Here is a 24,983-nt window from a genome sequence, read left to right as displayed (position 1 = left end):
TGGTCATGAGAACCCCACTTCGTGTGGGGTTTTCTGCTGAGCGGGCCCCTTGAGCGGCCGGCTCAGAAGCCCCCGTCAGCGCGCGTAAAGCGCCTCGATGTCCGCTGCATACGCCCCCGCAATCGCCCGCCTCTTGAGCTTCAGCGTCGGCGTCATCAGGCCGTCGTCCAGGCTGAACTCGTTCGGCAGGATCCGGAACGCGCGGATGGACTCCGCCCTTGAGACCCGGGTGTTCGCCCGCGAGATTGCCCGCTGGATCTGGGCCCGCAGTTCCTCGTCGTCTGTCATCGACGACACGTCCGCGGGCTGCATCCCCTTGAGGCTCTGCCAGTGCGCCAGCGCCTCCGGGTCCAGAGTGATCAGCGCCGCGATGTAGGGCTGGTCGTCGCCCACGATCAGGCACTGGGAGATCAGCGGGTGGTGGCGCAGCTGTTCCTCCAGGGGGAGCGGGGCCACGCTCTTGCCGCCGCTGGTGATGATGATGTCCTTCTTGCGGCCTGTGATGACGAGGTAGCCCTCGTCGTCGAGGTGGCCCATGTCGCCGGTGGCGAACCAGCCGTCGCGCAGCACCGCCTCGGTGGCCTTGGGATTGTTGAGGTACCCGGCGAAGACCGTGTCGCCGCGTACCCACACCTCGCTGTCGTCCGCGATGTGTACGGCGGAGCCGGGGATCGGGCGGCCCACGGTGCCGAATCTGACGGCTCCCGGTGGTTGGGCCGTGATCGCGCCGGCGGTCTCGGTGAGGCCGTAGCCGTCGTACACGGTGATGCCCGCGCCCGAGAAGAACAGGCCCAGTTCCCTGCGGAGCGTCGAGCCGCCGGACACCGCGTTGCGCACCTGGCCGCCGAGAACGGCGCGCAGCTTGCTGTACACCAGGCGGTCGTAGACGGCGTGCACGACCTTCAGCGACGCGCTCGGGCCGTGGCCCGAGCCGATGGAGTGGCGCTCCACGGCTTCGGCGTAGCGCGTGGCAACGGCCGCGGCCTTGTCGAAGAGGCTGACGTGTCCCGCGTCTTCGGCGGCGCGGCGGGCCTTGTGGAAGATCTTCTCGAAGATGTACGGCACGGCGAAGAGAAACGTCGGCCGGAACGACGCCAGGGCGGGGAGCAGCGAATCGGGGCAGAGGTCGGGCTGGTGGCCGAGGCGGATGCCGCCGCGCAGGCAGCCGACGACGACCATCAGCCCGTAAATGTGGGCGACGGGCAGGAAGTTGAGGAACGACGGCTGCACACCGGGCTCGGCGAGGATGCCGCCCCAGCCTTCGAGCAGGATGTCGCATTCGGCGGCCAGATTGGCGTGGGTGATGAGGCAGCCCTTGGGCGTTCCGGTGGTGCCGGAGGTGTAGCTGATCGCGGCGATCTGGTCGGGTGTCACAGCGGCCCGGTGACGGTGGATCATTTCGTCGTCCACGCCTGTGCCCTGATTGATCAGCGATGCCACACAGCTCAGGTCCATCTGCCAGATCGCGGCAAGCCGGGTCTCGGAGTCAGTGGCCGCCGCCACGGTCATCGCGTGGTTCTCGTGCTCGACCACGATGGCCCCGACCTGGGCGTCGTAGAGGATCCAGCGCACCTGCTCGATGGACGACGTGGGGTAGATCGGAACGACCTCGGCGCCGATGGACCACAGCGCGTACGCCAGAACCGTCCACTCGTAGCGCGTACGGGACATCAGCGCGACCCGGTCGCCGAACCGGATGCCACTGGCCAGGAATCCCTTGGCCACGGCCATGACTTCGTCGCGGAGCTCCTGCGCGCTGACCGGTTCCCAGGTCCCGGGTCGTGTGCCGGTCAGGCGGGAGAGCTGCGCCAGCGAGGGGTCGCGCTCGGCGGTCTCGTACACCGAGTCGGCGAGTCCGCCGGACCGGAGCGGTGCGGTACGAAGGGGAGGACCGTTTCCGCGCATATGGCCTCTCCCTTGCCCGTGTTGGGGGCATCACTCTATGCAACTCAGGGAGCGGAATGTACCTGTTGAAAAGACTCGTGCCTAGATCCGGGAGCCTGCTCGAAGTTCCTGACCTGCCACAGCCACCTGATGTCCCGTCCGAAGGACCACACCAGCAGCGCCAGCGCCACGAGAACAGCCCCGAAAGCGGGCAGAACCGGCAGGATCCCGGCCCCCACCACGAGCAGCACGATTCCTTGCAGCGCGGCCACCGTCTTGCGCGCCGTGCTCGGCGGCAGGGCTCCGTTCAGCCACGGCAGGACCCGGGCCGCCGCGACGAACGCGTACCGCATCGTGCCGATCAACAGCACCCATGGGCCCAGCGACAAGGCGACGTAGATGCTGAGCACCAGGATGAGGAAGGCGTCGACCTCCATGTCGAAACGTGCCCCCAAGGGCGAGGAGGTCCCGGTGCGGCGGGCGACCTTGCCGTCGACCGCGTCGAGGATCAGGGCGACCGAGGTGAGGGCGACCAGGACCGTGACCGGCGGGGGGCTTTCGAAGGAGTCCGCGACCAGTGCGGTCACTCCTCCGACGAGCGTCGCCCGCGCGAGGGTGACGCGGTTGGCCGGTCCGAAGGACTCGAGCCAGGAGCGGCGCAGGGCGCGGGTGAGGGTGGCCCAGGTGCCGACCCCGAAAGCCAGGCCTGTCAACCAGCCCGCGGGCCCTAGACCTATCGCCGTGCCGAGGAGGGCCAGCAGGGCGAGCTGTGCGCCCGCTCCTACCGCCGTCTCATGCCGTAGTGGCCTCATGTCGTACGTGTGGTTCAAGGCCACCGTGCATCCTCCGGCCGAGTGACAGATTCGATCATTCCCGCGTACCGTGGCCGCGGGTTCAGTGACCAGTACGTTAATCACCGCGCGATCGTTCAGGAGGACGCAGATGGAGCTCACCGCACGCGCCTTCTGGCTCCGTTCTCCCGGCCGAGGAGAGATCAGGGACGTCTCTCTGCCGGTGCCCGCCGACGGCGAGGTGCTGGTGCGCACGCTCTGTTCCGGGGTGAGCCGTGGAACGGAGACGCTCGTCTTCCGCGGCGGCGTACCGGAGAGCCAGCACGGCGTGATGCGGGCTCCGTTCCAGGAGGGCGACTTCCCCGGGCCCGTGAAGTACGGCTATCTCAACGTGGGTCTCGTGGAGGAGGGGCCACCGGATCTGCTGGGTCGTACGGTGTTCTGTCTGTATCCGCACCAGACGCGGTACGTCGTCCCGGCCAGTGCCGTGACTCCGGTGCCGGACAGCGTTCCCGCCGCCCGGGCCGTGCTGGCCGGGACCGTGGAGACCGCGGTGAACGCCGTGTGGGACGCGCCACCGATGCTCGGCGACCGCATCGCCGTCGTCGGAGCGGGCATGGTCGGCGCCTGCGTGGCCGCCGTACTTGCCCGGTATCCCGCTGTCCGCGTCCAGCTGGTCGACGCGAATCCCGCGCGGGCGGACATCGCCAAGGCGCTCGGCGTCGAGTTCGCGCTCCCCGAGGATGCCGCGGGCGACTGCGACCTCGTCGTCCACGCCAGCGCCACCGAGGACGGACTCGCGCGCTCACTGGAACTCCTCGCCCCGGAGGGGACGGTCCTCGAACTGAGCTGGTACGGCGACCGGAAGATCAGCCTGCCACTGGGGGAGGCCTTCCACTCCCGCCGCCTGGTCGTGCGCAGCAGCCAGGTCGGCACGGTGTCCCCGGCCCGGGGCTCCCGCCGGACGTTCGCCGACCGGCTTGCGCTCGCGCTCGAGCTGCTCGCCGACCCGGCCTTCGACGCGCTGATCTCCGCCGAGTGCGCCTTCGACGAGCTGCCGGATGTGCTGCCGAGGCTTGCCTCCGGCGACCTTCCGGGGTTGTGTCTGCGCGTACGGTACGACCGCTGAACAGGGCGGACAGATCGGCCGTACTACAGGGTCAGATGTACGCCGCGCCTGGAGGGTCGTCCGTTGTTCAGCATCACCGTTCGTGATCACATCATGATCGCTCACAGCTTCCGTGGAGAGGTCTTCGGACCTGCGCAGCGCCTGCACGGAGCGACGTTCCTCGTGGACGCCACCTTCCGCCGCCCCGAGCTGGACGACGACAACATCGTCGTCGACATCGGTCTTGCCACCCAGGAACTCGGCAAGCTCGTCGCCGAGCTGAACTACCGCAATCTCGACGACGAATCCGACTTCGCCGGCATCAACACCAGTACGGAATTCCTGGCCAAGGTCATCGCCGACCGCCTCGCCGACCGGGTGCACGCAGGAGCTCTCGGCGAGGGTGCCCGCGGGCTCGCGGGGATCACGGTCACCCTGCATGAATCGCATATCGCCTGGGCGAGTTACGAGCGCTCGCTATGAACCGCTCGGTGCACGTCGTGCTGCCCGGTGGCGTCGACGATCCGGCCGCGCCGAGTGGCGGCAACGTCTACGACCGCCGGTTGTGCGACGACCTGCCACGCATCGGCTGGCAGGTCCACGAGCACGCCGTCGCGGGCACCTGGCCGCAGCCCGGAGCGGCCGCGCGGGATGAACTGGCGAAGATCCTGGCGGAGTCAGAGCCCGGAAGTCTCGTCCTCCTCGACGGACTCGTCGCCTGCGCTGTTCCCGACATCGTCGTCCCCGAGACCGAACGGCTGCGCATCGCGGTACTCGTGCACCTGCCGCTGGGCGACGAGACAGGGCTCGCCCCCGCCCGCGCGGCGGAGCTGGACGCGCTCGAGCGCAGGACACTGAGCTCCGTGCCGGCGGTCGTGGCGACCAGTGGCTGGGCGGCCCGCAGGCTGGTGACCCACCACGGGCTCGACCCCGCCCGGGTCCATGTCGCCGCCCCCGGCGTCGACATCGCGCCTCAGGCGTCCGGCTCCGACGGTGCCTCGGGGCTGCTGTGCGTCGCCTCGGTGACCCCACGCAAGGGACACTTCCGGCTGGTGGAGGCCCTTGCCGCCGTCGCGGACCTGCCCTGGACCTGCGTATGCGCCGGCGGTCTCGGCCAGGACCCCGGATACGTCGGCCAACTGCGCGCGCTGATCGAGAAGACGGGCCTGGACGACCGGGTGCATCTCGTCGGACCGCAGAGCGGTGCGGAGCTGGACGCGAGCTACGCCGCCGCCGACCTCCTGGTGCTCACCTCGTACGCCGAGACGTACGGCATGGCCGTGACCGAGGCGCTCGCGCGGGGAATTCCCGTGCTGGCGACGGACGTCGGCGGACTCCCGGAGGCCGTCGGGCGCGCGCCCGACGGCAGTGTGCCGGGCATCCTCGTACCGTCGCAGGACCCTGTGGCACTCGCGACGGCACTGCACCGCTGGTTCGGTGAGCCCGCGCTGCGCCGTCGGCTGAAGGCCGCCGCACGCGGGCGGCGCGCCGCGCTGGACGGGTGGAGGACGACCGTATGGAACCTCGCCGGGGCGCTGGAACAGCTCCGCATCGATCCCCGGAGGGCCGCGTGAACACAACCGACGCAACCGACGCACCTCGATACGCACCCGAGTGGCTGGAGCTGCGCGAGGGCGCCGACGCCACCGCCCGCGCGACCGCACTTCTCGACCCGCTGCACCAGTGGCTGGCGGGACAGAAGCGAGGGGCCGGCGTACTGGTGGTCCGCGATCTCGGCTGCGGCACCGGCTCCATGGGGCGCTGGCTCGCACCCCGGCTGCCCGGCCCCCAGCACTGGATCCTGCACGACCGCGACCCCGAACTGCTCGACCTGGCGGCCGCCCAGACTCCCCGGACGACAGCCGACGGCAACCGCGTCACGGTCACGACGGAACGCGGCGACGTCGCCCACCTGACCACGGACCTCCTGGCCAGTGCCTCACTGGTGACGGCCTCCGCTCTCCTGGACGTACTCACCCGGGACGAGGTGGAGGCGCTCGCCCGGGCCTGCGCCGGGGCAGGATGCCCGGCACTGCTGGCGCTCTCCGTGGTGGGGCATGTCGAGCTGACACCGGCCGAGCCGCTGGATGCGCAGATCGCCGACGCGTTCAACGAACACCAGCGCCGTGAGGGTCTGCTGGGGCCCGACGCCGTCACGTTCGCCGCCGAAGCCTTCGTACGGCAGGGGGCGACGGTACGGATGCACGCCAGCCCGTGGCGGCTCGGCGCCGACGAGTCGCTGCTGACGGCTCAGTGGCTGCGCGGCTGGGTCGGCGCAGCGTGCGAGGAGCGCCCGTCCCTCGCACCCCGCGCCCAGGCTTATCTGCGGCGTCGCCTGGCGGCGTGCGCGGCGGGGGAGTTGCAGGTGGTGGTGCACCACAGCGATCTGCTGGCACTGCCGCGGCCGAGGCCCTGTCCGGTCGATGAGGCCGGATCAGTGAGCGGGGTCTGGCGTGGTGCATCGCAAGGCGGAGGAGGGAGCCGACGCGGAGCGTCGGCGACTGACGACAACGCAGCGAGGTGCCGTGCCAGTGCACGCGAGCCCGGCAAGATCGGCCGGACAGGGCCTGGGGGCGGGATCTCATGACCGGGCGGACGAGGGCCCGCATAGGCACGTTTGCCGGAGCCGCCATCCTGGCGGTGCTGGTGTGGCGGCTCGGCACGGGCGCCTTCCTGGACGGGCTGCGCAGGATCGACGGACCGACCCTGCTGGCCGCACTCGGACTCGGTCTGCTCACCACCGTGTTCAGCGCCTGGCGCTGGCAGCTGGTGGCCCGCGCCCTGAGCATCCGGCTGCCGCTGGGCCGGGCCGTCGCCGACTACTACCGCGCCCTGTTCCTGAACGCGGCACTGCCCGGTGGCGTACTCGGCGATGTGCACCGCGCGGTACGGCACGGGCAGCACACCGGTGACATCGGCCGGGGCGTCCGCGCGGTCGTCCTCGAACGGACAGCGGGGCAGCTCGTCCTGATCGCGGTCGGCGTGACGGTGCTGCTCGTCCAGCCCTCCCCGGCGCTTGCGGCGAGCGGCCACCTCTCCATGTCGCCGGTGATTGCTCTGGCCGTCGCCGTGGCGGGCGCGGCGATGATCGCGGTCGCCGTCCGGCGGCGCGGGAAGCCCGCAACATCGCGATGGCACCGCGCGATGCGCACCGCGCTGGCCGAAGCCCGCCTCGGACTGCTTGCCCGGGGGAGCTGGCCGGGAGTGGTGATCTCGTCCGTCGCGGTGGTGGCAGGCCATCTCGGCATGTTCCTTCTCGCCGCCAGGGCAGCGGGGGCAACGGCGCCGTTCGCTGAATTGGCGCCCATCATGGTCCTGGCACTGCTCGCCATGGCGCTGCCGCTGAACGTCGGCGGCTGGGGGCCGAGGGAAGGCGTCACGGCATGGGCCTTCGGCGCCGCCGGCCTGGGCGCGGCCCAGGGCCTGACGGTCGCCGTCGTCTACGGAGTGCTCACCTTCGCCGCGAGCCTGCCCGGTATCGCAGTACTCGTCGGCCCGTTCGCCGGCCACTGGCTCGCCCGTCTACGCCGTCCGCAGGTCGAGTTCGAAGAGCGTGTCCTCGCCGAGGACGGCCCGTCTCACGGGCGGCCGCAGCGCGTCCCGCATCACCGGCTCACCGGCGAAGCGCAGCCCCGGAATGCCGTCGCCGAGCAGGACCGGTGCCACGGTGACGTAGAGCCGGTGCAGTGCCTTCTCGTGCAGGAACCGCGACACGGTGACGCCGCCGCCCTCGATCAGCACCCGGCCCAGGCCGCGCTGCGCGAGCGACTGCAGCAGGCGTCCGGGGGCGAACGCATCCTGGTCCGGCAGCGTCAGGACCTCGACGCCCTGCGGGACGACGGACTTGTCGCGGCCACTGCCAGCGCCCACGACCCACAGAGTCGGAGCTGACCCATCGGTGAACACCCGGCGCCCCAGCGGCACCCGGCCGCGCGGATCGAGGACGACGCGCACCGGGTTGGTCCCCGTGCAGGCACGCACCGTCAGTTGAGGATCGTCCGCGACGGCGGTGCCGGCCCCGACGAGCACCGCGTCGGCGAGGGCACGCAGACGGTGCAGATGGCGGCGGTCCTCCTCGCCGGTGACATAGTCGGCGTCGCCGGTACGGGTCGCGATGAAACCGTCCAGGCTCTGGCCCAGTTGGGCGAACGCGACGCGCGGACCGGCCAGGCACAGCGGCAGATAGCGGTCGGCGAGCAACTCCGCCTCGGGCGAGGCGTCCTGCTTCCAGCGCCGGCCGTCCTGAGTATCGGGGACCAGGCCCGCGGCCTCCGCGTCCCGGACCAGCCCGCCGCCCTCCCCGTCCGGGACCAGCCCCGCGGCCTCCGCGTCCGCCTCGGACCGGATGCCCCGCAGCCGCTCCCACGCCTCTGCCGCATCCAGCACACCACCGCGCCCGGTCATCGTGTCTCTCCCTCGGAGAGCAGGGAGACGTACTCACCGAACGATTCGACAAGTCCGGCAAGCAGTTCCTTTCCCTTATCGGCCGACGCCAATGAAGGGCGGCCGATGACACCGGACTTCGTGTACGAAGGCATACCGAGAGTGAGGAGATGCTTACGTTCGTCGGCAAGGAAATCGGAGGTTTCATAGCCGGGGCGTACCAGTTCGGGATGTGCGTGCAGGAGGATCGACGTCTCCACTTCACCGGCGTGCATATCGCTGTGCGACGGTGTCTGCACACCGGCTCTGGCCCGCGCCGCGTCCCAGTCCGCCGAGCCCGGGAAAAGCGCCATGCGTATACCGCTGCCGGCGGATTCCTGAACCACATTGCGCAGCACGTAATTTCCGCCGTGCGCGTTCACGAGAATCAGGGATCCGATACCGGACCGGCGGAGCGAGTCGGCTATGTCCCGTACGACGGCGTGGAGGGTCGCGGCAGAAATACTGACGGTACCCGGCCAGGCGGCATGCTCGTGGGAGCAGGAGATCGTCAGCGGAGGCAGGTGGTGAACCGGATGCGCGGCGGCGACCTCACGGGCGATCGTGCAGGCGATGACCGTGTCCGTCACCAGCGGAAGATACGCACCGTGCTGCTCGAAGCTGCCGATGGGAAGGACGGCGACGCCGCCCCCGAGGGCCCCCGCATCCTCCGTGGAGTGCAACGGCAACAGGCTCGATGCCTGCCGTGGCGTTCCCGAACCGCTCATGTCTTTCCGGCCTTTCGTTGCTTGCTCTGCGCGCTCATGGTCGAACGTGACGAATCGGGCAGCCAGTTGTGCCCTTCGTCATTTTCCCTCACATCACCCGGAGTCTGCCAGATAAGATCGGGGCTATGACAGAAAGTGATGGCGCGTTCCGCGGAAGTGTTCGTCCATCAGGTGTCGAACGAGTGGTGGATGTCCAACTGTCCACCGTGCACGGCGATTTCGTCGCGATCGGCTACCTGGACCGCAATAGCGGCGACGAGCAAATGGTGCTGGTATTCGGCGATGTCGAACGAGAGGGAGCACTTACCCGCGTGCATTCGGAGTGTCTGACCGGAGATGTCTTCGGGTCGAAGCACTGCGAATGCGGCGATCAACTGTCCGCAGCGCTGGGCGCCATCGTGGAGGAAGGGCGCGGCATTCTCGTCTACCTCCAGGGTCACGAGGGGCGGGGCATCGGCCTGCTGGCCAAGCTCCAGGCGATGAAGCTCCAGGCGGAGGGGCTCGACACAGTCGAGGCGAATATCGCCCTCGGGCTCCCGGTCGACGCCCGCGACTACCAGGTGGCTGCGGACATCCTGCACGATCTCGGCGTCGATTCGGTACGTCTGGTGTCGAACAACCCGCTCAAGCGCGAGGCGCTGCTGCGGTACGGCATCAAGATCACCGAGCAGGTTCCCCTGCTGATACCGCCGCGCGCGGAGAACAAGGCGTATCTGTGGACCAAGCGGGACCGCCTGGATCACTATCTGCCCCACCTGGACGGCGCGGTCGAGTAGGTCCTGTCCGGCCGATCTTGAACCCGGCAGGATCGGCCGGACAAACGAAACCGGCTGGCCGATGCGCCCGAGGCCATTCGGTAAGTGGCCTTGGTGGGTCACGGCGTCCTTCCGTCCGGTCGGGCCGCGCGCCCCAGCTGCCGCGCCTCCCCCAGTACTCCTGCCTCTACGCTTGTCCCCGCCAGGTCGTGAATTGACGACCAGTTACGGAACGGAGCGCGCGGTGTCGGCGGGGGAAACGAACGGCGGAGAGCTGGTCGGCAAGATACTCGGGGGGCGCTATCGGGTGACTGCGACGGTCGGGCGCGGTGGCATGGGCGTGGTCGCCCGGGCGGTGGACGAGCTGCTCAACCGGGAGGTCGCCGTCAAGGTCCTGCGGGCTTTCACCGACACCTCCGCAGCCGAACTGGCCGACGTGCGGACCCGGATGCAGCGGGAGGCGCAAGCCGCCGCCCGTATCCGGCACAGCGGAGTGGTCACCGTGCACGACGTGACCGAGGAACAGGGCCTGCCGGTCATCGTCATGGAACTTGTCGACGGGCCCTCGCTCGACGATGTGCTGGCGGAGCGCGGCCCGCTTGAGCCGCGAGAGGCCGCTGCGATCGGCGCCAAGTTGATGGACGCGCTCGACGCCGCGCATCGGGCCGGGGTACTGCACCGGGACGTCAAGCCGGGAAACGTGCTGCTGGAGCGCGGCGGCCGGGTCGTGCTCACCGATTTCGGCATAGCCAGCATGGAGGCCTCCGGCGACGACGCCATGGCCAAGCTGACCCAAAGCGGTCAAATCGTTGGCTCCCTCGACTATCTGCCGCCGGAGCGCGCGCAGGGCAGGGAGCCCGGTCCCGCGTCGGACATCTGGGCGCTCGGCATGACGCTGTACACGGCAGTGGAGGGCACTTCGCCGTTCCGCCGCACGTCCGCGTGGTCCACGTTGGCGGCGATCATCACCGAGCCGCTGCCGGAGCCCCGGAGAGCGGGACCGCTCACGGCGGTGCTGCAGGCACTGACGGCGAAGGAGCCGGAGAGCCGGCCCACCGCCGACCAGGCGCGCGAGATGCTGGAGCGGGTGGCCGCGGGCAGCACGGTGAACCTCGCGCCGCCGGCCGCCATACCTACGCCGACGGAGGCCGCCATCCCGACGCCGCCGCCCGGTTTCGGTCCCGCGCCGTCCCACCAGGCTTCCCCGCAGCCTGGTCACACCGGCTACCCGCCGGTCGGCCCGCCCCCCACGCTTCCGCAGTCCGGCGCGCCGACCGCAGGCTACGCTCCCGGCGCCAGCCGCTCCGCGGCCGGCCGTGCGCGGCGCCGCCGCCGTACGGTCATCGCAACGGCGGTCGCGGTTGTGCTGGCCGGGGGCGGCGTCACGTACGCCTTGGTAGGCAAGTACGGCGGTACGAGCGGCATCGAGGCAGGGACGGAGCAGCCTGGGGGCGGCTCCCCGGCGGGCAGCGGTCAACCGAGCGAGGGCGACACCGGCGTGAGCGCCTCGCCCTCCGGAGGCGCGCGCGGGAAGCCGTCCGGCGCGCCCTCTCAGCGGCCGGACGAGGACGACGGCAAGGACAGCGAGGCGGGCCCCGCGACGACGCCGAGCAGCGGTGGTGGCGGTGCGAACCCGCATTCGTCGGCCTCTCCGACGACCAACCCCAGCGCCGTCTACCTCAGCAATGACTACAGCGCCCTCTGCGCCGGTGCGGGCAATAAGCTCACCAACGGTTCGAAGGTCATCCAGTGGGGATGCACCAACGCCCAGGACGAGCGGTGGGTGTTCGAGGACACCACCGACTCCAACGGCAAACGCGCCTACGTCCTGCAGAACGCGTACTCGGGCAAGTGCATGGGCCCTGCGTCGAGCCTCGCCAACGGGGCAGGCATGGTTCAGTACACGTGCAACGGCGCGGTCGACCAGAAGTGGTGGTACGACCCGGGCGCGCGCGAACTGCGCAACGTCTACTCCGGCAAGTGCCTCGGCCTCGGCTCCAACGCGACCAAGGGATCCCAGCTGATCCAGTGGACCTGCAACGGCGCACGGGACGAGAAGTGGTCCAAGACGGCGCGCTGAGCCAGGCAGCCGACCGACCTCAGGGGCACCAGGGCACCGGCCCTGGTGCTTCCACGTCCTCTGGTCAGCACGCTGATCCAAAAGAAACGGCCTACAACGTCCAGCGTTGGTTGGTGCCGCCGTTGCAGTCCCACAGAACCACCTGCGTGCCGTTGGCCGAGTCGAAGCCGGGCACGTCCAGGCAGCGGCCGGACAGCGGGTTGACGAGTGCGCCGCCCGAGGACTGCCACGTCTGGTTGGCTCCGCCGTGACAGGTGTAGAGCTCAACCGCTGCCCCGTTGGCCGAGCTGCCACCGTGGATGTCGAGGCACTTCCCGAAGATCTGCACCGTGCCGTCGCTGTTGACCGTCCACAGCTGAGCGACGCTGCCGTTGCAGTCGTAGATCTGGACGCGGTTGCCGTCGGCGTTGCTGCCACCGTTGTCGTCCAGGCACTTGCCGGCGAGACCCGACCGGACGGGACCGGTGACTCCGGGCTGCGCGCTGCTGGGCGCGCGCTTGAACAGGCCGAGTGAGGCGATCGTCGGAGCTGTCCGCGAGGCGGTGATCCGCAGCCGGATCCGGTCCGTGGTCACGGGCGCGCTCAGCCGGATCAGTTTCTTGTGCCCGACCGTGGTGTCGGCCGCGATCGGGGTCCAGGCGCTGCCGGTCCAGCGGTCCACCGCGTACGACTGAGTACGCATCCCGAGGTTCAGGTCCTCCTGGACGGAGATCACGTCGAATGTCTTCGAGCCGCTCAGCCCCAGTACCAGCGCACCTGTTTCAGCGGTCGGCTGCCACGAGGTGTCCAGGTCGTTGTCGACCGCGGCAGCGGGCGCGTGTCCGGCGGTGTTGCCCGTACCCGAGTCGTTGGTGGCCGTGGCGCCGGCGGCCAGGTCGGTCGTGAACGTGCCGGAGATCGTCGTGTGGAAGGCGGAAAGCGCATCCAGCGCAGCCTGGTCGAAGAGCCCGCGACGGTCGGGCCCCACGTTGAGCAGGAGTTGGCAGTTGCGCCCGACCGACGTGTAGTACTCGTTCTCCAACTGCGCCGGCGTCTTAATCGCGGACGTCGGCCAGAACCAGCCGTCGGCCATGATCGATGCATCGCATTCGGCGGGTGTCCAGCGCAGGACGTTCCACTTGCTCGTCCCGTCGGCCTTGCGCTGACCGAGCACGGCATCGCCGGCCAGGTCCTCGGCCCGCTCGTCCTCGGGCTCCAGGAACCGGTCCGCGGCGGTCGCGGCATCGCCAACAAGCGGCGTCGGCGACCACTCGGACTGCCGTCCCACGGCGTCCTCGTTGCCGACCCAGCGCATGTCGATGTCCTGGAAGATCACCGCGTTGGGCTGCAGCGTCCGCACGATGCCGATCCAGTCGGTGTAGTTGTACGGGTTGGACTTGCCGGTCGGGTTGGCCCCGTCCCACCACACCTCGGCCACGTCGCCGTAGCGGGTCAGCAGTTCGTAGAGGGTGTTCATGAAGTACGTGTTGTAGTCGTCGGCGGTGACGGAGAAGGTCCGGCCGCCCACGACGTCCGCCGGGTTGCTGGGGACAGTGCGGGCCGTGGCCGCGCTGTTGTTGGCGTACCGGCCGCCGGGCTGTGCTTCGTGCAGGTCGGACGGCGAGATGTAGATGCCGAAGGCGAGGCCCTGCGCGCGGGCGGAGTTCGCGAGGTCACGCACGACATCGCCGGTGCCTCCGTGCCACGAGGTGGCGGTCACACCGAAGTCCGAGTACCGCGAGGGGAACAGCAGGAACCCGTCGTGGTGCTTCACGGTGAGGATCACCTGCTTGAATCCCGCGCCCTTGAGTGCCGTCGCCCACTGGTCGGTGTTCAGCTCGGCCGGCTGGAAGACATTGGGATCCTCGGTGCCCGTGCCGTGCTCGCGGCTCGTGTACGTGTTGACGCCGAAATGGACGAACGCGGTCAACTCACGTCGCTGCCACGCGAGTTGCCGGGACGAAGGGGTTACGCCGGCGGCCTTGGCGCGGATCTGCGCGGGTGTGTCGGTCGGGGAGATCGCGACCGCCGGGGTCGCCGCGGTGATGTCGGCCGTGTCTGCCGACACCGGCTGTGCCGCGCCCACCAGCACCATCAGCGCCAGTGTCACGAGCCCTGTCAGTGTTCTTCTCATCAAAGCCTCCTCAGGACGCCACGAACTGCCACTGCTGGTTGGTCCCGCCGTTCGACGGCCATTGGATGACCGCGGCGTCGTCGGCACTCGAACCGCCTGTGACATCCGCCAGATATCCGCTGTGCCGGTTGACCAGCGTGTTGTAGCCACCGGTGACCGTCCCGAGGGTCCACTGCTGGTTCGCACCGCTGTTGGCGGTCCACTGGGCGAGCTGGGTGCCCTGGCTCGTCGAGAAGCCGGGCACGTCGAGGGCTCTGCCGCTGCCCACGTTGACGATCTGGACGTAACTGCCGGACTGGACCGTGCGCCAGCGCTGACTCGCGGCGCCGGTGTCGGTCTGCTGCACGATCGACGCACCCTCCGCCGTCGAACCGCCCGCCACCGCCAGGACCTTGCCGCTGCTGCGGTTGACGATTTTGTACGTCGTGATCGCACCCGGGGTGATGGAGAGGTTGTCGAACTGCACCGTCCGCCAGCGGGTGGCGATGCTGCTCTCTCCCACCCCGACCCCCAGGCCGGCCGGGCCCAGCCCGAAAGTGGAGTCGGTGGCGCTGCCCAGCGTCACGCCGTCGACGACGGCGGTGAGCGTCGATCCCTGGAGCCGGAAGGCAGCCGTGTGCCAGGTGCCCGCGGCCAGCGCCGCCCGGGTACCGGAGGCGAGCTCTGTCATCGCGCCGGACGTGTCGCCGCGAAGTATCTGCCAGCCGCCGCCCTGCCCGACCTTCAGGTAGTACGCGTTGAGCTGACCCACCTGCCAGTACTCCCGTGCCCCGAACCGGCCGAGCAGCGCCACGGATCCGCCAGTCTGCTCAAACATCACGTCGGACTGGACGGTGTAATTGGTCAGCGAATTGTCGCCGATCAGGGCGTACGCAGGGCTCTGGTGCGGATGCCACGGGATGGGCGCGACCGGCGCCATCTGCCGCACGCACTGCCCGGTGCGGCCGCCGCCGCAGGCGACGGTCTCGAAGGAACCGTGCTGGTCCGCGAGATACCGCGCCTCCCGCCCGGTGGCGTACGAGTCGAAGGTGTCGGTGTGGGGCAGAGGGAAGGCGGCAGCCGCCGGGCCGGCCGCCGAACCCTTGCCCTGCCCGGTGGTCGTGCTGATCGAGTAGATCCGGCCGGGCTGGAGCGTCAGTGACCAGCTACCGCCGGACGGCGTGATGTCCGGCTGGCGTACGAACCAGTCTGCGGGATTGTCAGAGCCCAGATTGGTGGCCCAGACCCGCAGCGAGCCGGTGGGCAGCCCGCCCGTGACGGTGGCAGTGAACTGCTCGGTCGCGGTGGCGCGGGTGGTTTCAATGATCGTGGTGTAGTTGCCGTTGCCGGGTGCCTTGAGCGTCACATAGCTGCCAATGTTGCGGTCGCCGGAGAGATAGCCGCCGGCCGAGTCGATGAACTGCCACCCTGGCTCGGCGAACTGGTTCCAGTGCGCCTGGACCCAGAGCCCCTTGCCGTGGCTGTACTGGCCGGACCACGGCTGCGGCGCCACCATCAGCCCGGTGGTCTGGAAGGGCAGTCCTGGCGGGACTGCCGCGATCAGCGGCCAGTTGATGTAGCCGGTCATCTTCGCGTCGATATAGCCGCGGCTGATCTGGCGAGCCATCACCGGGCCGGTGGCGTTGTAATCCTGGGATCCGTTCTCGCTCGCCCACAGCGGTTTTCCGGTGCTCTGCGCGGCCGGCGTCGATTCGCACCGGTCGCCGGTGGATTCGGAGACGCCCTGGCACGGATAGTGCGCCCCGACCACGCTGATCGCCTTGTTGAACGCCGCGTTGTTCTGCATATCGGTGACGACGTCCCACCCACTGTCTGCGCCGACGAGCTGTACGTTGCCGAATCCGCCCGAGTCGAGCGCGCTGCGCAGGTTGACGAACCAGGTGGTGTCCCAGCCGTTCTCGTTCCAACCGCCGAGATAGTCGATCGTGAGGCCGTGGACGTCCCGGGCGCCCCGGAGATAGTTGACGAGATAGGTGATCATGTTCTGCGTCCACACATGGGACGTGCCGATCCAGCCGGGCGCCGCCCACGCGAGGGCGGCCAGCTTGATGTTCGGGTTACGGGCCTTGGCCTGCTCCATCAGCCACCACTCGTAGCCGCGCTGGTAGTTCTGGTCGCCGGCAGTGTGCATATGGCTGGGCTCGGCGCCGTCCGTGGAGTTGGCGTCGCCGCCGATCTCGACCTTGAGCAGCGAGATGGCGGCCCCGTAGCCCGGCTTGAACAGGTAGTCCAGGATCTGGCTGCGCTGCGGCTCGGGGTAGTCGTAGAGCAGTTTCGAGTTACCGCCGCCGCCGCTGACCGCACCCACGCCGTCGAAGACGCGGCCGGCCGCGGCGCCGCTGATCGTGATGGTTGTCGCGGCCTGCGCGGGCGCGGTCGGCGCCAGGACCGCCGCCAATAACGCGAGGACAACAAGGAGGACGCGTCGCATCGGGATCACACCCTCACCAGCTGCCAGTGCTGGGTGGTGGCGGTGCTCACCGGCTGTTGCACCACCGCCGCACCGTTGCCGGTGCCCGCGAGGTCGGCGGCCTTGCCACTGTTGCGGTTGACGAGCCGGTAGTACCCGTCGCCGGTGGACTGGAGCGTCCACTGCTGCGTATTGGTGCCGTTGTGGCCCCACTGCACGAGCCCCGTGCCGTTCGTCGTGGACGACTGGGGCACTTCGAGCACCTTGCCGCTGTGCAGACTCGTCAGCCGGGTGTACCCGCCGGTCGTAGTGGTGATCCAGAGCTGGTTCGCACCGTCGTGAACGGTCCACGCGATCGCCGCGCCACCGTCGGACGTGGATGCGCCACTCACATCGAGCGCCCGTCCCGTCGCCCGGCTGACCAGCCGGTACGTGGCGCTCGCGAACGGTGCCGCGGCCCTGTTGATGCCGCGCAGGACATTGCCCTCGGTGGTGAGGTAGTTGGCCGAGTAGTCGAACCGCGGCGCGCCCGCCCACAGCAGGTAGAAGTACTTCATGTTCTCCGAGTACCAGTAGCCCGGAGTGAGATCGCCCTTGGTCGTGGGCGTTGTGGTCATGTTCGAGACGATCGTGTAGCCGCCTGCCACCTTGCAGTGTGCCTTCTGGCCGTCCCACAGCCACTTGGCGCGATCCCGGTAGACCTCGTTGCCGGTGGCCAGCCACAGGAAGAGTGCGGAGTCGACGTACTCCGGACGCAGTTGGTACTCGTTGCTCGTCGCCGCGAAAGTCGTGTAGTTGATGCCCTCGGGCGGCAGCCGGTGCTGGGCCAGCGCCGCCGCCCACGAGCTGTGGTACGACTCGCCCTCGCTCACACTGCCGCCCTGGGCGAGCAGCCCGGCGTAGAAGGCGGTGAGCTCCGACTGGTACCGGCTGACCAGCCCGCCCGTGTTCATGTCGACGGCCTTGAACCAGAGCCGGCCGTTGTAGGTCTCGCCGAGGCGCTGCAGGACGGCCGTGGTCAGCGTCTGGTACCAGCCGCGGATCTCGGTGTCGCCGAAGAACTGGTACGCGTCCCAGAGGTACTCGAAGAACGAGTCCACGGGCGGGTCGATACGCGCGGTGGTGTCGGTCCAGGCGCCCGTGTCCACATTCAGCGTGGTGCCGACGAGGTTCAGCGACGACCTGCGGTCGTACACCGCCCGTAAGGCCTTCTTCGCCGCGTTGAAGTACTTCTGATCGCCGGTGAGTTGGGACAGCCACCCCAGCTCGGTGATGTTGCTCCCGATCTCGGCAAGCGGCACCTGGTTCCCGGAGACCGCGCCGGTCTGGAGGTTGACGTACCGGTAGGGTGCGCCGGTCGGCGACGAGGTGAACGCCGGCAGGAGCCGGTCGGCCAGGTCACGGGCTTTGGTCAGGAGCACGGCATTGCCGGTGGCGTGGTACCCGGAGAGGAGGCCGCCGACGAGCCGGATGATCGTCTCGAAGACGTGGACGCTCGCGTTGCGGTTGAAGTTCAGATTGCCGTTGATCCAGGCGATGCCCGCGTCCAGCTCGCCGTCGAGTTCCATCAGATAGAGCGTGTCGAGCGACTCGACGATGGTCAGGCCGAGCGGTACGCCGCTGATGAAGAACTCGGAGCCGGTGCCGCTCACCGGATGCAGTTCGTCGCGGCCCCAAGTGAGCCGACGGTACGCCGTCCAGGCGGTGAGGAACTCCTGCCGTACGTCATTGGCCAGCGTGGGATCGGGCGGGCCCGGCGCCGCGAACGCGGGCTGCGCTCCGAGTCCGCCGACGGCGATCGCGCCTCCGGCGGCTGCCGCGACGCGGAGCAGCGCACGCCGTGACAGCCGTGCGTTGAGGGGGGTCGTCATGTGGTGCCTCCATCAGGGACGGGGCTGTTGACAACGTTGTCACGCGGCAGTCAGAGTTCTTGGTGCAGATACGAGCGATGGGTACGGCTGCTTGCGTGCGCCGCTGCGTGGTGGTCGAGTGCCGAGTGTGGAGAAGTGGCATGCGCCCGTCAACCCCTGGCGCATGTGATCGCGAGCCCCCGGCCTCTCGATGACGCCCCACGCCCGGTCCGCGACACGACTCGACTCGCTCGGTGACCGGTCCTCGCGGCCGGGCTCCTGCCTACGGGCTGACCGTCACGTCATCTGCCGCCGTACCAGCTCGTGCAGATGTCCGCCCGGATGCGCGAGCAACTCCGCCGGAGCGCCCTGCTCCACGATCCGGCCGTCCGACATCACGATCACTCGGTCGGCGTCCATGACGGTCGACAGCCGGTGGGCGATCACGACGCGGCTCGCGCTCAGGCGGCGGGTGGACTCGATCACGATGCGCTGGGTCTCGTTGTCCAGCGCGCTCGTCGCCTCGTCGAAGAAGAGGATCCGGGGGCGGCGGATGAGAGCCTGGGCGATCATCAGGCGCTGGCGCTGGCCGCCGGAGATAGCACCGCCGGCCGCGATCATGGTGTGCAGGCCCATCGGCATGCGCTTGATGTCCTCGGCGAGGCCGGCCATCTCGGCGGCCTCCCAGGCCTCTTCCTGAGTGAACGCCTCAGTGCCGCAGATGCAGTCGAGGATCGATCCGGTCAGCGGCTGGGCGTTCTGCAGGACGACTCCGCACTGGCGGCGGACGGCCGCCTGGTCCAGGGCCGCCAGGTCCTGGCCGTCGTACAGCACGCTGCCCGAGGCAGGCCGGTCGAAGCCGATGAGGAGCCTGAGCAGGGTCGACTTGCCGCAGCCGCTGGCGCCGACGATCGCCACGAACTCGCCCGGCCGCACCTGGAGGGACACATCGTCGAGGACGAGCGGGCCGTCGTCGGTGTAGCGGAAGGAGAGCTTTCTGGCCTCGATCCCGCCGGACAGGGCGCCGGGTTGGGCGCTGGACCCGCGGACCTCGGGGGCCTCGTCGAAGACCGGCTTGATCTGCTCGAACATGGGCAGTGCGGCGGCGGCCGACACGAGCACCCCGGAGAGCTGCGTGACCGATGTCAGCAGCATGGTCACGGAGGTGTTGAAGGTCAGGAACTCACCCGCCGACATGCTGCCGCGAGCAGGACCGGCCAGCAGCATGAACATGGTGAGCGAACAGAGCGGCAGATAGACCGCGTCGAGGACCGTCGTCAGGTTCTTGATCCGGCCAGCCCGCTGCTGCAGTTCGCGCGAGCGCGCGAACTCCCGGGCCCACGCGGCGTACGCGAAGCTCTCCGCCGCCGCGACCCGCAGCTTGGGCAGTCCCCGCAGGGTCTGGAAGGCCTGGTTGTTGAGCTTGTTGCCGAGCTCGACCAGCTGCCGCTGCCACCGCAGCTGCCACAGGCCCATCCCGAGGAACACGGCTCCGATGACGAGCAGCATGGCGATCGCGGTGAGCGCCAGCGGCACGCTGTAGCAGAGCAGCAGGACGAGGTTCATCCCGCCGACCGTGCCCGCCTGGAGGGCCACCGGGCCAATGCCGGAAAGGAGGCGTCGGACGGCGCTGATGCCCATCGCCGCGCTGGCCAGTTCTCCGGTGGAGCGCTCGGTGAAGAACCGCGTCGGCAGCCGCAACAGCCGGTCCCACACGGCCGGCTGGAGCGAGCTTTCGATACGTCCCTCCATCCGCAGGACCGTGAGGTTCTGCAGCAGCATGAAGGCGGCCGAGACGATTCCGGCGATCATCACGGCCAGGGCGACCTGGACGATGAGGCTCGTCTCGGCCGTCGGTACGTACACGCCGAGCACCTGGCCGGTCGCGATCGGCACGAGTGCGCCGAGTGCGACGGTCACCAGTCCGCCGATCGCCAGATTGCGCACGTCCGAGCCGGTGCCGCGCAGGCTGAAGCGCAGCAGCCGCCCTGCGGTCATGGGCTTTTCCGGCAGCGGCCGGTAGAACATCACGGCACGCGGCTCGAGTTCCTCCGCCTGGATACTGCCGATCCGGATGCGCAGTCCGGAGGCCGGGTTCAGCGCTTCGTAGCGGCCACGGCGCCACAGCAGGGCGACAGGGGCGCCGGACTTGGCCCAATGGCCCACCAGCGGCCCGGTGTTCGTACGCCACCAGCGGCCCTCCAGCCGGACCGCGCGGGTTCGGATCCGTGAACCGATCGCGATCCGCTCGACGGGACTGATGCGGTCGTTGACCGGGCCGCTCCTCGGCGGCTCGGTGAGCGTGATCCTGGCGGCTTCCGCCACACGCCGGCAGACGGCGAACGTGGCATCGTCCTCGGCCGCGTCCGCCTTGGCCGATGTCCGTCCTGACCGCTCGGGCCTGCCGATGGAGGCCAGCAGCGCCTGGTCGGCCCGGGCCCTGACGGCTTCGCCCGCCTTGATGCCCGCGGCCGTACGGTCCTCGTGGGCGCGCTCGAGCGCCTCGATCCAGCGGTCCACCGCGGACAGCAGCCGGTACTGCTGGTTGACCATCTGCTGCCACAGCGCGGCGTCGACCAGCAGATCGCCCGCCGCCTCCGCGCTGTACATGGCGCCGTACTGGACGCTGCCGGACGGGACCGGCATCCACAGGATGTCGTCGTCGGCCATGGCCTCGTCGGCGGCCCGGCCCTCCAGCGGAGCCTGGAACAGGACGCCCAGACCGCGTCCGGTGCCGAGGGCGAATGCGTGCTCCAGCGGGGTCGGCGCGTCGTAGACCTGGCCGGTGTCGTAGGTCTCGTAGCCGCTTCCGTATGCCGCGTACTCGCCGGTGTAGTCCGGCCGGTACAGCTCCCGCAGCGGGATCCGGTGCAGCAGGCAGTCCTGCGAGGGCCTGCCGATCAGGGTGTGCCGCGGGCCCTCGACCGGGCCGAGGAGGAGGCTTCCCGCTTCCAGACGGCCGAGGAAGTGCCAGTGCCCCTGCTGGGCGGCGTCGACGGCGAAAAGATCCAGGGCCCCGCCGACGACGAGCCACAGCACATGCGGCCCCTCCAGCGACAGGCTGCGCAGGCCGGTGCAGTCGACGGGTGCGCCCAGCCCGCCCAGGGCATGGGTCACCGCGTCGGTCTCGCCCGGTCCTGCGACCGCGGAGGGGTGAACGGATGCCACGTCAGTGCTCCTTGACCAGCTCGGCGTACGGGCCCCCGGCGTTGACCAGGTCCTCGTGCCGACCACGTTCGACGACCGAGCCGTGGTCGAGCACCACGATCTCGTCGCTGTCGCGCACCGTGCTCAGCCGGTGGGCGATGACGACGCAGGCACAGCCGCGGCGCCGCAGATTGTCGATGATGATCCGCTCGGTCTCGGCGTCCAGTGCGCTGGTCACCTCGTCGAGGACCAGGATGCTGGGCCGCCGCACCAGCGCCCGGGCGATCTCGAGACGCTGGCGCTGCCCGCCGGAGAAGTTGCGGCCGTCCTGCTCGACGCGGCTGTGGATGCCGTCGGGACGCCGGGCGATCACATCGTCGTAGAGTGCAGCGTCCCGCAGTGCGGTGACGACCGCGTCGTCCGATATGGAGGGGTCCCACAGCGCCACGTTGTCCCGGACGGTGCCCTCGAAGAGGAACACGTCCTGGTCGACGAAGGAGACCGAAGCGGCCAGCGCACTGCGGGAGATGTCCTCCAGGCGCTGTCCGTCGATGCGGATCGTGCCCTCCCACGGGCTGTAAAGCCCGGAGATCAGCCGGGAGACGGTGGACTTGCCGCTGCCGGACCCGCCGACGAGCGCGACCTGCCGCCCGGGTCCGACCGTCAGCGAGAAGTCGCTGAGGAGCGGCTTGTCCAGGGGGCTGTAGCCGAAGGTGATGTTCTCCAGCGACACATGGCCCTTGAGCCTGCGCGTACTCGCCTCGTCGGTCTCCCGGCGTGAGTAGAGGGAGTCGACGGGGAAGCTCTCGACGTCCTTGAGCCGGGCCACATCTGCGGCGAAGTCCTGGATCCTGCCCGCCACACCGTTGAGCCGGGTGATCGGGGCGGTGAAGCGCGTCACGAGCGCCTGGAAGGCGACGAGCAGACCGATCGAGATATGGCCCTCCACCGCCCGCAGGCCGCCGATCCACAGGATCAGCGCGCTGTTGAGCGTCGCGAGGGTCGGCGCGACGACGGCCAGGACCGCACTGGGCACGCCGAGCCGCTGCTGCTCCTCCAGGGTGGTCGCGTGCTGGCCCGCCCAGCGGCGGAAGTATCCGTTCTCGCCGCCGGTGGCCTTCATGGTCTCGATGAGCTGAAGACCGGTGTACGAGGTGTTGGTGAGCCGGGCGCTGTCGGCGCGCAGCTTCTGGGTATGGGTGGCCCGCAGCCTGATCACGATGCGCATGGCGACCACATTGAGCAGCGCGATCCCGATGCCGATGACGGTCAGTTGAGGGTCGTACGTCCACAGCAGGACCGCGTAGAGGATCACGACGACGCCGTCCACGCCCGCGGCGGCGAGGTCACGTGCCAGCGTTTCGGCGACCGCGTCGTTGGACTGCAGGCGCTGGACCAGATCGGCGGGGCTGCGCTGGGCGAAGAAGGTGACCGGCAGTCGCAGCAGATGCCGCAGGAACCGGGCGCTGCTGAGCGTGGACGAGATGATACGTCCGCGCAGCAGGTTCGCCTGTTGCAGACCGGTCAGCACCGCGGTCAGCGCCACCATCGCCGCCATCGACGCGAACAGTGGTCCGAGCAGCGAGGTCTGGTTGCCGATCAGGAACATGTCGATGTACGTACGGCTCAGCGCGGGCACCGCCGCGCCGACCGCGACGAGCAGCAGGCTGGCCAGCAGCGCGGCCAGCAGGGTGCCCGTCGTGCCGCGCATCCTCGCGGGCACCGCGCGCATGATCCCCGGCTTGCGGCCACCCCGGCGGAAGCTGCCTGAGGGCTCCAGGATCAGCGCGACACCGGTGAAACTGGTGTCGAAGTCCTCCGTCGCCACGAAGCGGCGGCCCTTGTCGGGGTCGTTGATGTGCACACCCCGCCGGCCGAACCTGCGGCCCATGCCGTCATAGACGACATAGTGGTTGAACTCCCAGAACAGGATCGCGGGCGCCCGCATCTCGGCGAGGGCCGCCGGTTCCATCTGCATGCCCTTGGCATCGAGCCCGTAACTGCGCGCGGCCTTGAGGATGTTGCTGGCCCGCGAACCGTCTCGCGAGACACCGCAGGCGATACGGAGCTCTTCGAGCGGCACATGCCGCCCGTAGTGCGCGAGCACCATGGCGAGCGAGGCGGCGCCGCACTCCAGAGCCTCCATCTGGAGAACGGTCGGCGTGCGGACAGTCTTCTGCTTCGTGCGCTTCTTGGGCTTGGGGGCTCCCCGGCGCGCGCCGCCGCGACGCGGGGCGGGCGCGCTCTCCGGGCGGTGCCGGCCACGGCCCGCCGGCGGCGGCAGTTGCTGCTGCGTGGTCATGGAAGCAGCCAATCGATCGGATGCTGCTCGGCCAGGCGGACGGCGCCGGTGGCCAGGGTCATGGAGTCGACGGCGAACGGCGGCCCCTGCGAAGTCGACCAGGAGTAGCCGGACTTGGTGCCTCGGGAGGGATCCAGCGTGACCAGGACCGCCACCGGCTGACCCGCCTTCGAGAACTGCTCGCCGAGCTGGCTGCTGCCGAGGAAGCCGGAGATCCGCTGCCGGGTCTGGGCGGTCCGGCCGACCTCTTTCACACGGCCGCGCAGTACTCCGTACTGCTGCGTGGGCACGGACTGGACCGTGAGATCCACCGATGCGCCCACGTGCACGGTGGACGCGCTGTCGGCCGGTACATACAGAACCGCCAGCAGGGGGTCGTCGGCCTTGTCGACCCGTTCGACGGCCGCCATGTCCGCGCCGGTGGTGACCACCGAGCCGATCGTGGCGACCAGCGCGGTCAGGCGGCCCGCGGCGATCGTCCGCACGACGGTGCTGCCCTCGGCGGTACGGACCTTCACCAGGGGAGCGTTGGCGGGAACCCTTTCGCCCTCCTCGGCCAGCACCTCGGTGACCTGGCCCGAGACGGGGCTCTGCAGGACGTAGCTGCCCTGCGCGTGCATGAGGATTCCGGGCGCGCCGAGGGTGGAGGTCACGGTGCCGGTCACAGCCCATACGGCTGCGGCGATCATGACCACGACGGTGACGGCCAGGACGAGCCAGCCGCGCGGCCGGGCGAAACGCACCGGCAGATCGATTTCCTCGGGCGACTGGAGCTTGGAAAGGGCTTGTTGGCGGAACTGCACGACACTCCTCGGGGGGCGGCGACCGAATGCCCCGGACCCGTGGGGGATCCGGGGCATGCGGCCCGGCCGGTCGACAAGGAGGGGACGTCGACCAGGCCGTAGTCACCGCAACTGGCTGTGCCGCTCGGCGGCACAGAACCGGCTCAGAGACCGGCGACCAGGCCCGTGACGCCGGCGGTGTTCAGGCCGGTGAGGCCCTCGGCGGTGCCGATGACCGAACCGACGGTGCCCGACGCGGCGGCGGCGAGGCCGGAGACCGGGAGGACCGAGTCGACGGTGCCGAGGACGGCGCCCGAAGCCTGGCCCACCAGACCGCCGGACACGTTGTCCAGGTCGGCGTCGGAGATGACCTGGGTCTCAACCTGGGGGGTGGAGTTCATGATGAGGCTTCCCTTCGCATGGCTAACTCTCGAATTACTGCGACTGAGTCTTTCAACTCCCGCAGTGCGAAGGATCAAAGCACGCAGGCGCGTTGTGCAGCTAATCGGACAGCGGCGGATCAAGGCGGTACCGGGTCCCTGAATTACGTGGCGTGCACGCGCGTCCATGGGTTGGTGCCATCTTCTTCACGTATTCGCCCCGCCTCAATT

Annotated in this window: 17 protein-coding genes and 1 pseudogene; 7 read left to right on the top strand and 11 right to left on the bottom strand. The window is 69.5% G+C overall.

Translation table 11 applies throughout. The features are described from left to right. Window positions 1–75 precede the first annotated feature (75 nt). Window positions 76–1,905 (bottom strand): AMP-dependent synthetase/ligase, encoded by a 1,830-nt coding sequence (locus ABZS64_RS27700; protein ID WP_355835170.1) that lies wholly within the window; start codon window positions 1,903–1,905, stop codon window positions 76–78. Window positions 1,906–1,949: 44 nt separating this feature from the next. Continuing rightward, window positions 1,950–2,720 (bottom strand): CDP-alcohol phosphatidyltransferase family protein, encoded by a 771-nt coding sequence (locus tag ABZS64_RS27695; RefSeq protein ID WP_355835167.1) that lies wholly within the window; start codon window positions 2,718–2,720, stop codon window positions 1,950–1,952. A 106-nt stretch (window positions 2,721–2,826) separates the two neighbouring features. Here ABZS64_RS27695 and ABZS64_RS27690 point away from each other — a divergent pair, with 106 nt between their 5' ends. The 5 genes and pseudogenes from ABZS64_RS27690 to ABZS64_RS27670 all read left to right on the top strand — a co-directional run. Beyond that, on the top strand, window positions 2,827–3,804 hold the full coding sequence (locus ABZS64_RS27690) for a zinc-binding alcohol dehydrogenase (RefSeq protein ID WP_355835164.1): 978 nt from the start codon (window positions 2,827–2,829) through the stop codon (window positions 3,802–3,804). A 63-nt stretch (window positions 3,805–3,867) separates the two neighbouring features. Next, window positions 3,868–4,266, top strand: a complete 399-nt coding sequence (locus tag ABZS64_RS27685) for a 6-carboxytetrahydropterin synthase (protein ID WP_355835162.1) — start codon at window positions 3,868–3,870, stop codon at window positions 4,264–4,266. After that, window positions 4,263–5,357, top strand: coding sequence for a glycosyltransferase family 4 protein (locus ABZS64_RS27680; protein ID WP_355835160.1), 1,095 nt, complete (start codon window positions 4,263–4,265; stop codon window positions 5,355–5,357). Before ABZS64_RS27685 ends, ABZS64_RS27680 begins: the two co-directional genes overlap by 4 nt. Then, window positions 5,354–6,370 carry a class I SAM-dependent methyltransferase gene (locus ABZS64_RS27675; protein WP_355835157.1) on the top strand — a complete coding sequence of 339 codons (1,017 nt, stop codon included), beginning with the start codon at window positions 5,354–5,356 and terminating at the stop codon, window positions 6,368–6,370. Before ABZS64_RS27680 ends, ABZS64_RS27675 begins: the two co-directional genes overlap by 4 nt. Beyond that, window positions 6,367–7,275, top strand: a pseudogene (locus ABZS64_RS27670) (lysylphosphatidylglycerol synthase transmembrane domain-containing protein); the annotation flags it as partial. The gene ABZS64_RS27675 and the pseudogene ABZS64_RS27670, both read left to right, overlap by 4 nt. 30 nt (window positions 7,276–7,305) lie before the next feature. On the opposite strand, the gene ABZS64_RS27665 reads toward ABZS64_RS27670, so the two are convergent. Together ABZS64_RS27665 and ABZS64_RS27660 are read right to left on the bottom strand one after the other, a co-directional pair. Further along, window positions 7,306–8,187: a RibD family protein gene (locus ABZS64_RS27665; protein ID WP_355835153.1), complete on the bottom strand. Its 882-nt coding sequence runs from the start codon at window positions 8,185–8,187 to the stop codon at window positions 7,306–7,308. Continuing rightward, complete coding sequence (locus ABZS64_RS27660; protein ID WP_355835151.1) at window positions 8,184–8,933, bottom strand: creatininase family protein; 750 nt, start codon at window positions 8,931–8,933, stop codon at window positions 8,184–8,186. The genes ABZS64_RS27665 and ABZS64_RS27660 overlap by 4 nt, the downstream gene beginning before the upstream one ends. A gap of 125 nt (window positions 8,934–9,058) precedes the next feature. Here ABZS64_RS27660 and ribA point away from each other — a divergent pair, with 125 nt between their 5' ends. After that, window positions 9,059–9,709, top strand: a complete 651-nt coding sequence (ribA, locus tag ABZS64_RS27655; protein ID WP_355835148.1) for a GTP cyclohydrolase II — start codon at window positions 9,059–9,061, stop codon at window positions 9,707–9,709. Between the two features lie 223 nt (window positions 9,710–9,932). Then, the gene (locus ABZS64_RS27650; protein WP_355835145.1) at window positions 9,933–11,768 is read left to right on the top strand and encodes a protein kinase; all 1,836 of its coding nucleotides are present in this window, start codon (window positions 9,933–9,935) and stop codon (window positions 11,766–11,768) included. A gap of 91 nt (window positions 11,769–11,859) precedes the next feature. Here the strand turns inward: ABZS64_RS27650 and ABZS64_RS27645 are convergent, their stop codons facing one another. From ABZS64_RS27645 to ABZS64_RS27615, 7 genes are all read right to left on the bottom strand, one after another. Further along, complete coding sequence (locus tag ABZS64_RS27645) at window positions 11,860–13,881, bottom strand: lectin (RefSeq protein WP_355835142.1); 2,022 nt, start codon at window positions 13,879–13,881, stop codon at window positions 11,860–11,862. A gap of 10 nt (window positions 13,882–13,891) precedes the next feature. Continuing rightward, window positions 13,892–16,312: an RICIN domain-containing protein gene (locus tag ABZS64_RS27640; protein WP_355835139.1), complete on the bottom strand. Its 2,421-nt coding sequence runs from the start codon at window positions 16,310–16,312 to the stop codon at window positions 13,892–13,894. Between the two features lie 5 nt (window positions 16,313–16,317). Further along, on the bottom strand, window positions 16,318–18,162 hold the full coding sequence (locus ABZS64_RS27635) for a glycoside hydrolase family 47 protein (RefSeq protein WP_355835136.1): 1,845 nt from the start codon (window positions 18,160–18,162) through the stop codon (window positions 16,318–16,320). Between the two features lie 276 nt (window positions 18,163–18,438). Beyond that, entirely contained in the window at window positions 18,439–21,309 is a 2,871-nt protein-coding gene (locus tag ABZS64_RS27630; protein WP_355835134.1) for an NHLP bacteriocin export ABC transporter permease/ATPase subunit, read from the bottom strand. Between the two features lies 1 nt (window position 21,310). Continuing rightward, window positions 21,311–23,590, bottom strand: a complete 2,280-nt coding sequence (locus ABZS64_RS27625) for an NHLP family bacteriocin export ABC transporter peptidase/permease/ATPase subunit (RefSeq protein ID WP_355835131.1) — start codon at window positions 23,588–23,590, stop codon at window positions 21,311–21,313. Then, a complete protein-coding gene (locus ABZS64_RS27620; protein ID WP_355835128.1) occupies window positions 23,587–24,393 on the bottom strand; it encodes an HlyD family efflux transporter periplasmic adaptor subunit in 807 nt (268 codons plus the stop codon). The genes ABZS64_RS27625 and ABZS64_RS27620 overlap by 4 nt, the downstream gene beginning before the upstream one ends. 143 nt (window positions 24,394–24,536) lie before the next feature. Next, on the bottom strand, window positions 24,537–24,773 hold the full coding sequence (locus tag ABZS64_RS27615; RefSeq protein ID WP_355835125.1) for a type A2 lantipeptide: 237 nt from the start codon (window positions 24,771–24,773) through the stop codon (window positions 24,537–24,539). Window positions 24,774–24,983 lie beyond the last annotated feature (210 nt).

Source organism: Streptomyces sp. NPDC005408 (assembly GCF_040606445.1).
Taxonomy (GTDB): Bacteria; Actinomycetota; Actinomycetes; order Streptomycetales; family Streptomycetaceae; genus Streptomyces.
Note: the sequence above shows the minus strand (reverse complement) of the source record. Positions and strands in the feature narration are given on the sequence as shown.

Excerpts from the sequence above, each read along its gene's own strand:
- ABZS64_RS27700 (WP_355835170.1), bottom strand. The coding sequence starts at position 1,905 with ATGCGCGGAAACGGTCCTCCCCTTCGTACCGCACCGCTCCGGTCCGGC.
- ABZS64_RS27690 (WP_355835164.1), top strand. The coding sequence starts at position 2,827 with ATGGAGCTCACCGCACGCGCCTTCTGGCTCCGTTCTCCCGGCCGAGGA.
- ABZS64_RS27680 (WP_355835160.1), top strand. The coding sequence starts at position 4,263 with ATGAACCGCTCGGTGCACGTCGTGCTGCCCGGTGGCGTCGACGATCCG.
- ABZS64_RS27665 (WP_355835153.1), bottom strand. The coding sequence starts at position 8,187 with ATGACCGGGCGCGGTGGTGTGCTGGATGCGGCAGAGGCGTGGGAGCGG.
- ABZS64_RS27660 (WP_355835151.1), bottom strand. The coding sequence starts at position 8,933 with ATGAGCGGTTCGGGAACGCCACGGCAGGCATCGAGCCTGTTGCCGTTG.
- ribA (WP_355835148.1), top strand. The coding sequence starts at position 9,059 with ATGACAGAAAGTGATGGCGCGTTCCGCGGAAGTGTTCGTCCATCAGGT.
- ABZS64_RS27645 (WP_355835142.1), bottom strand. The coding sequence starts at position 13,881 with ATGAGAAGAACACTGACAGGGCTCGTGACACTGGCGCTGATGGTGCTG.
- ABZS64_RS27640 (WP_355835139.1), bottom strand. The coding sequence starts at position 16,312 with ATGCGACGCGTCCTCCTTGTTGTCCTCGCGTTATTGGCGGCGGTCCTG.
- ABZS64_RS27635 (WP_355835136.1), bottom strand. The coding sequence starts at position 18,162 with ATGACGACCCCCCTCAACGCACGGCTGTCACGGCGTGCGCTGCTCCGC.
- ABZS64_RS27625 (WP_355835131.1), bottom strand. The coding sequence starts at position 23,590 with ATGACCACGCAGCAGCAACTGCCGCCGCCGGCGGGCCGTGGCCGGCAC.
- ABZS64_RS27615 (WP_355835125.1), bottom strand. The coding sequence starts at position 24,773 with ATGAACTCCACCCCCCAGGTTGAGACCCAGGTCATCTCCGACGCCGAC.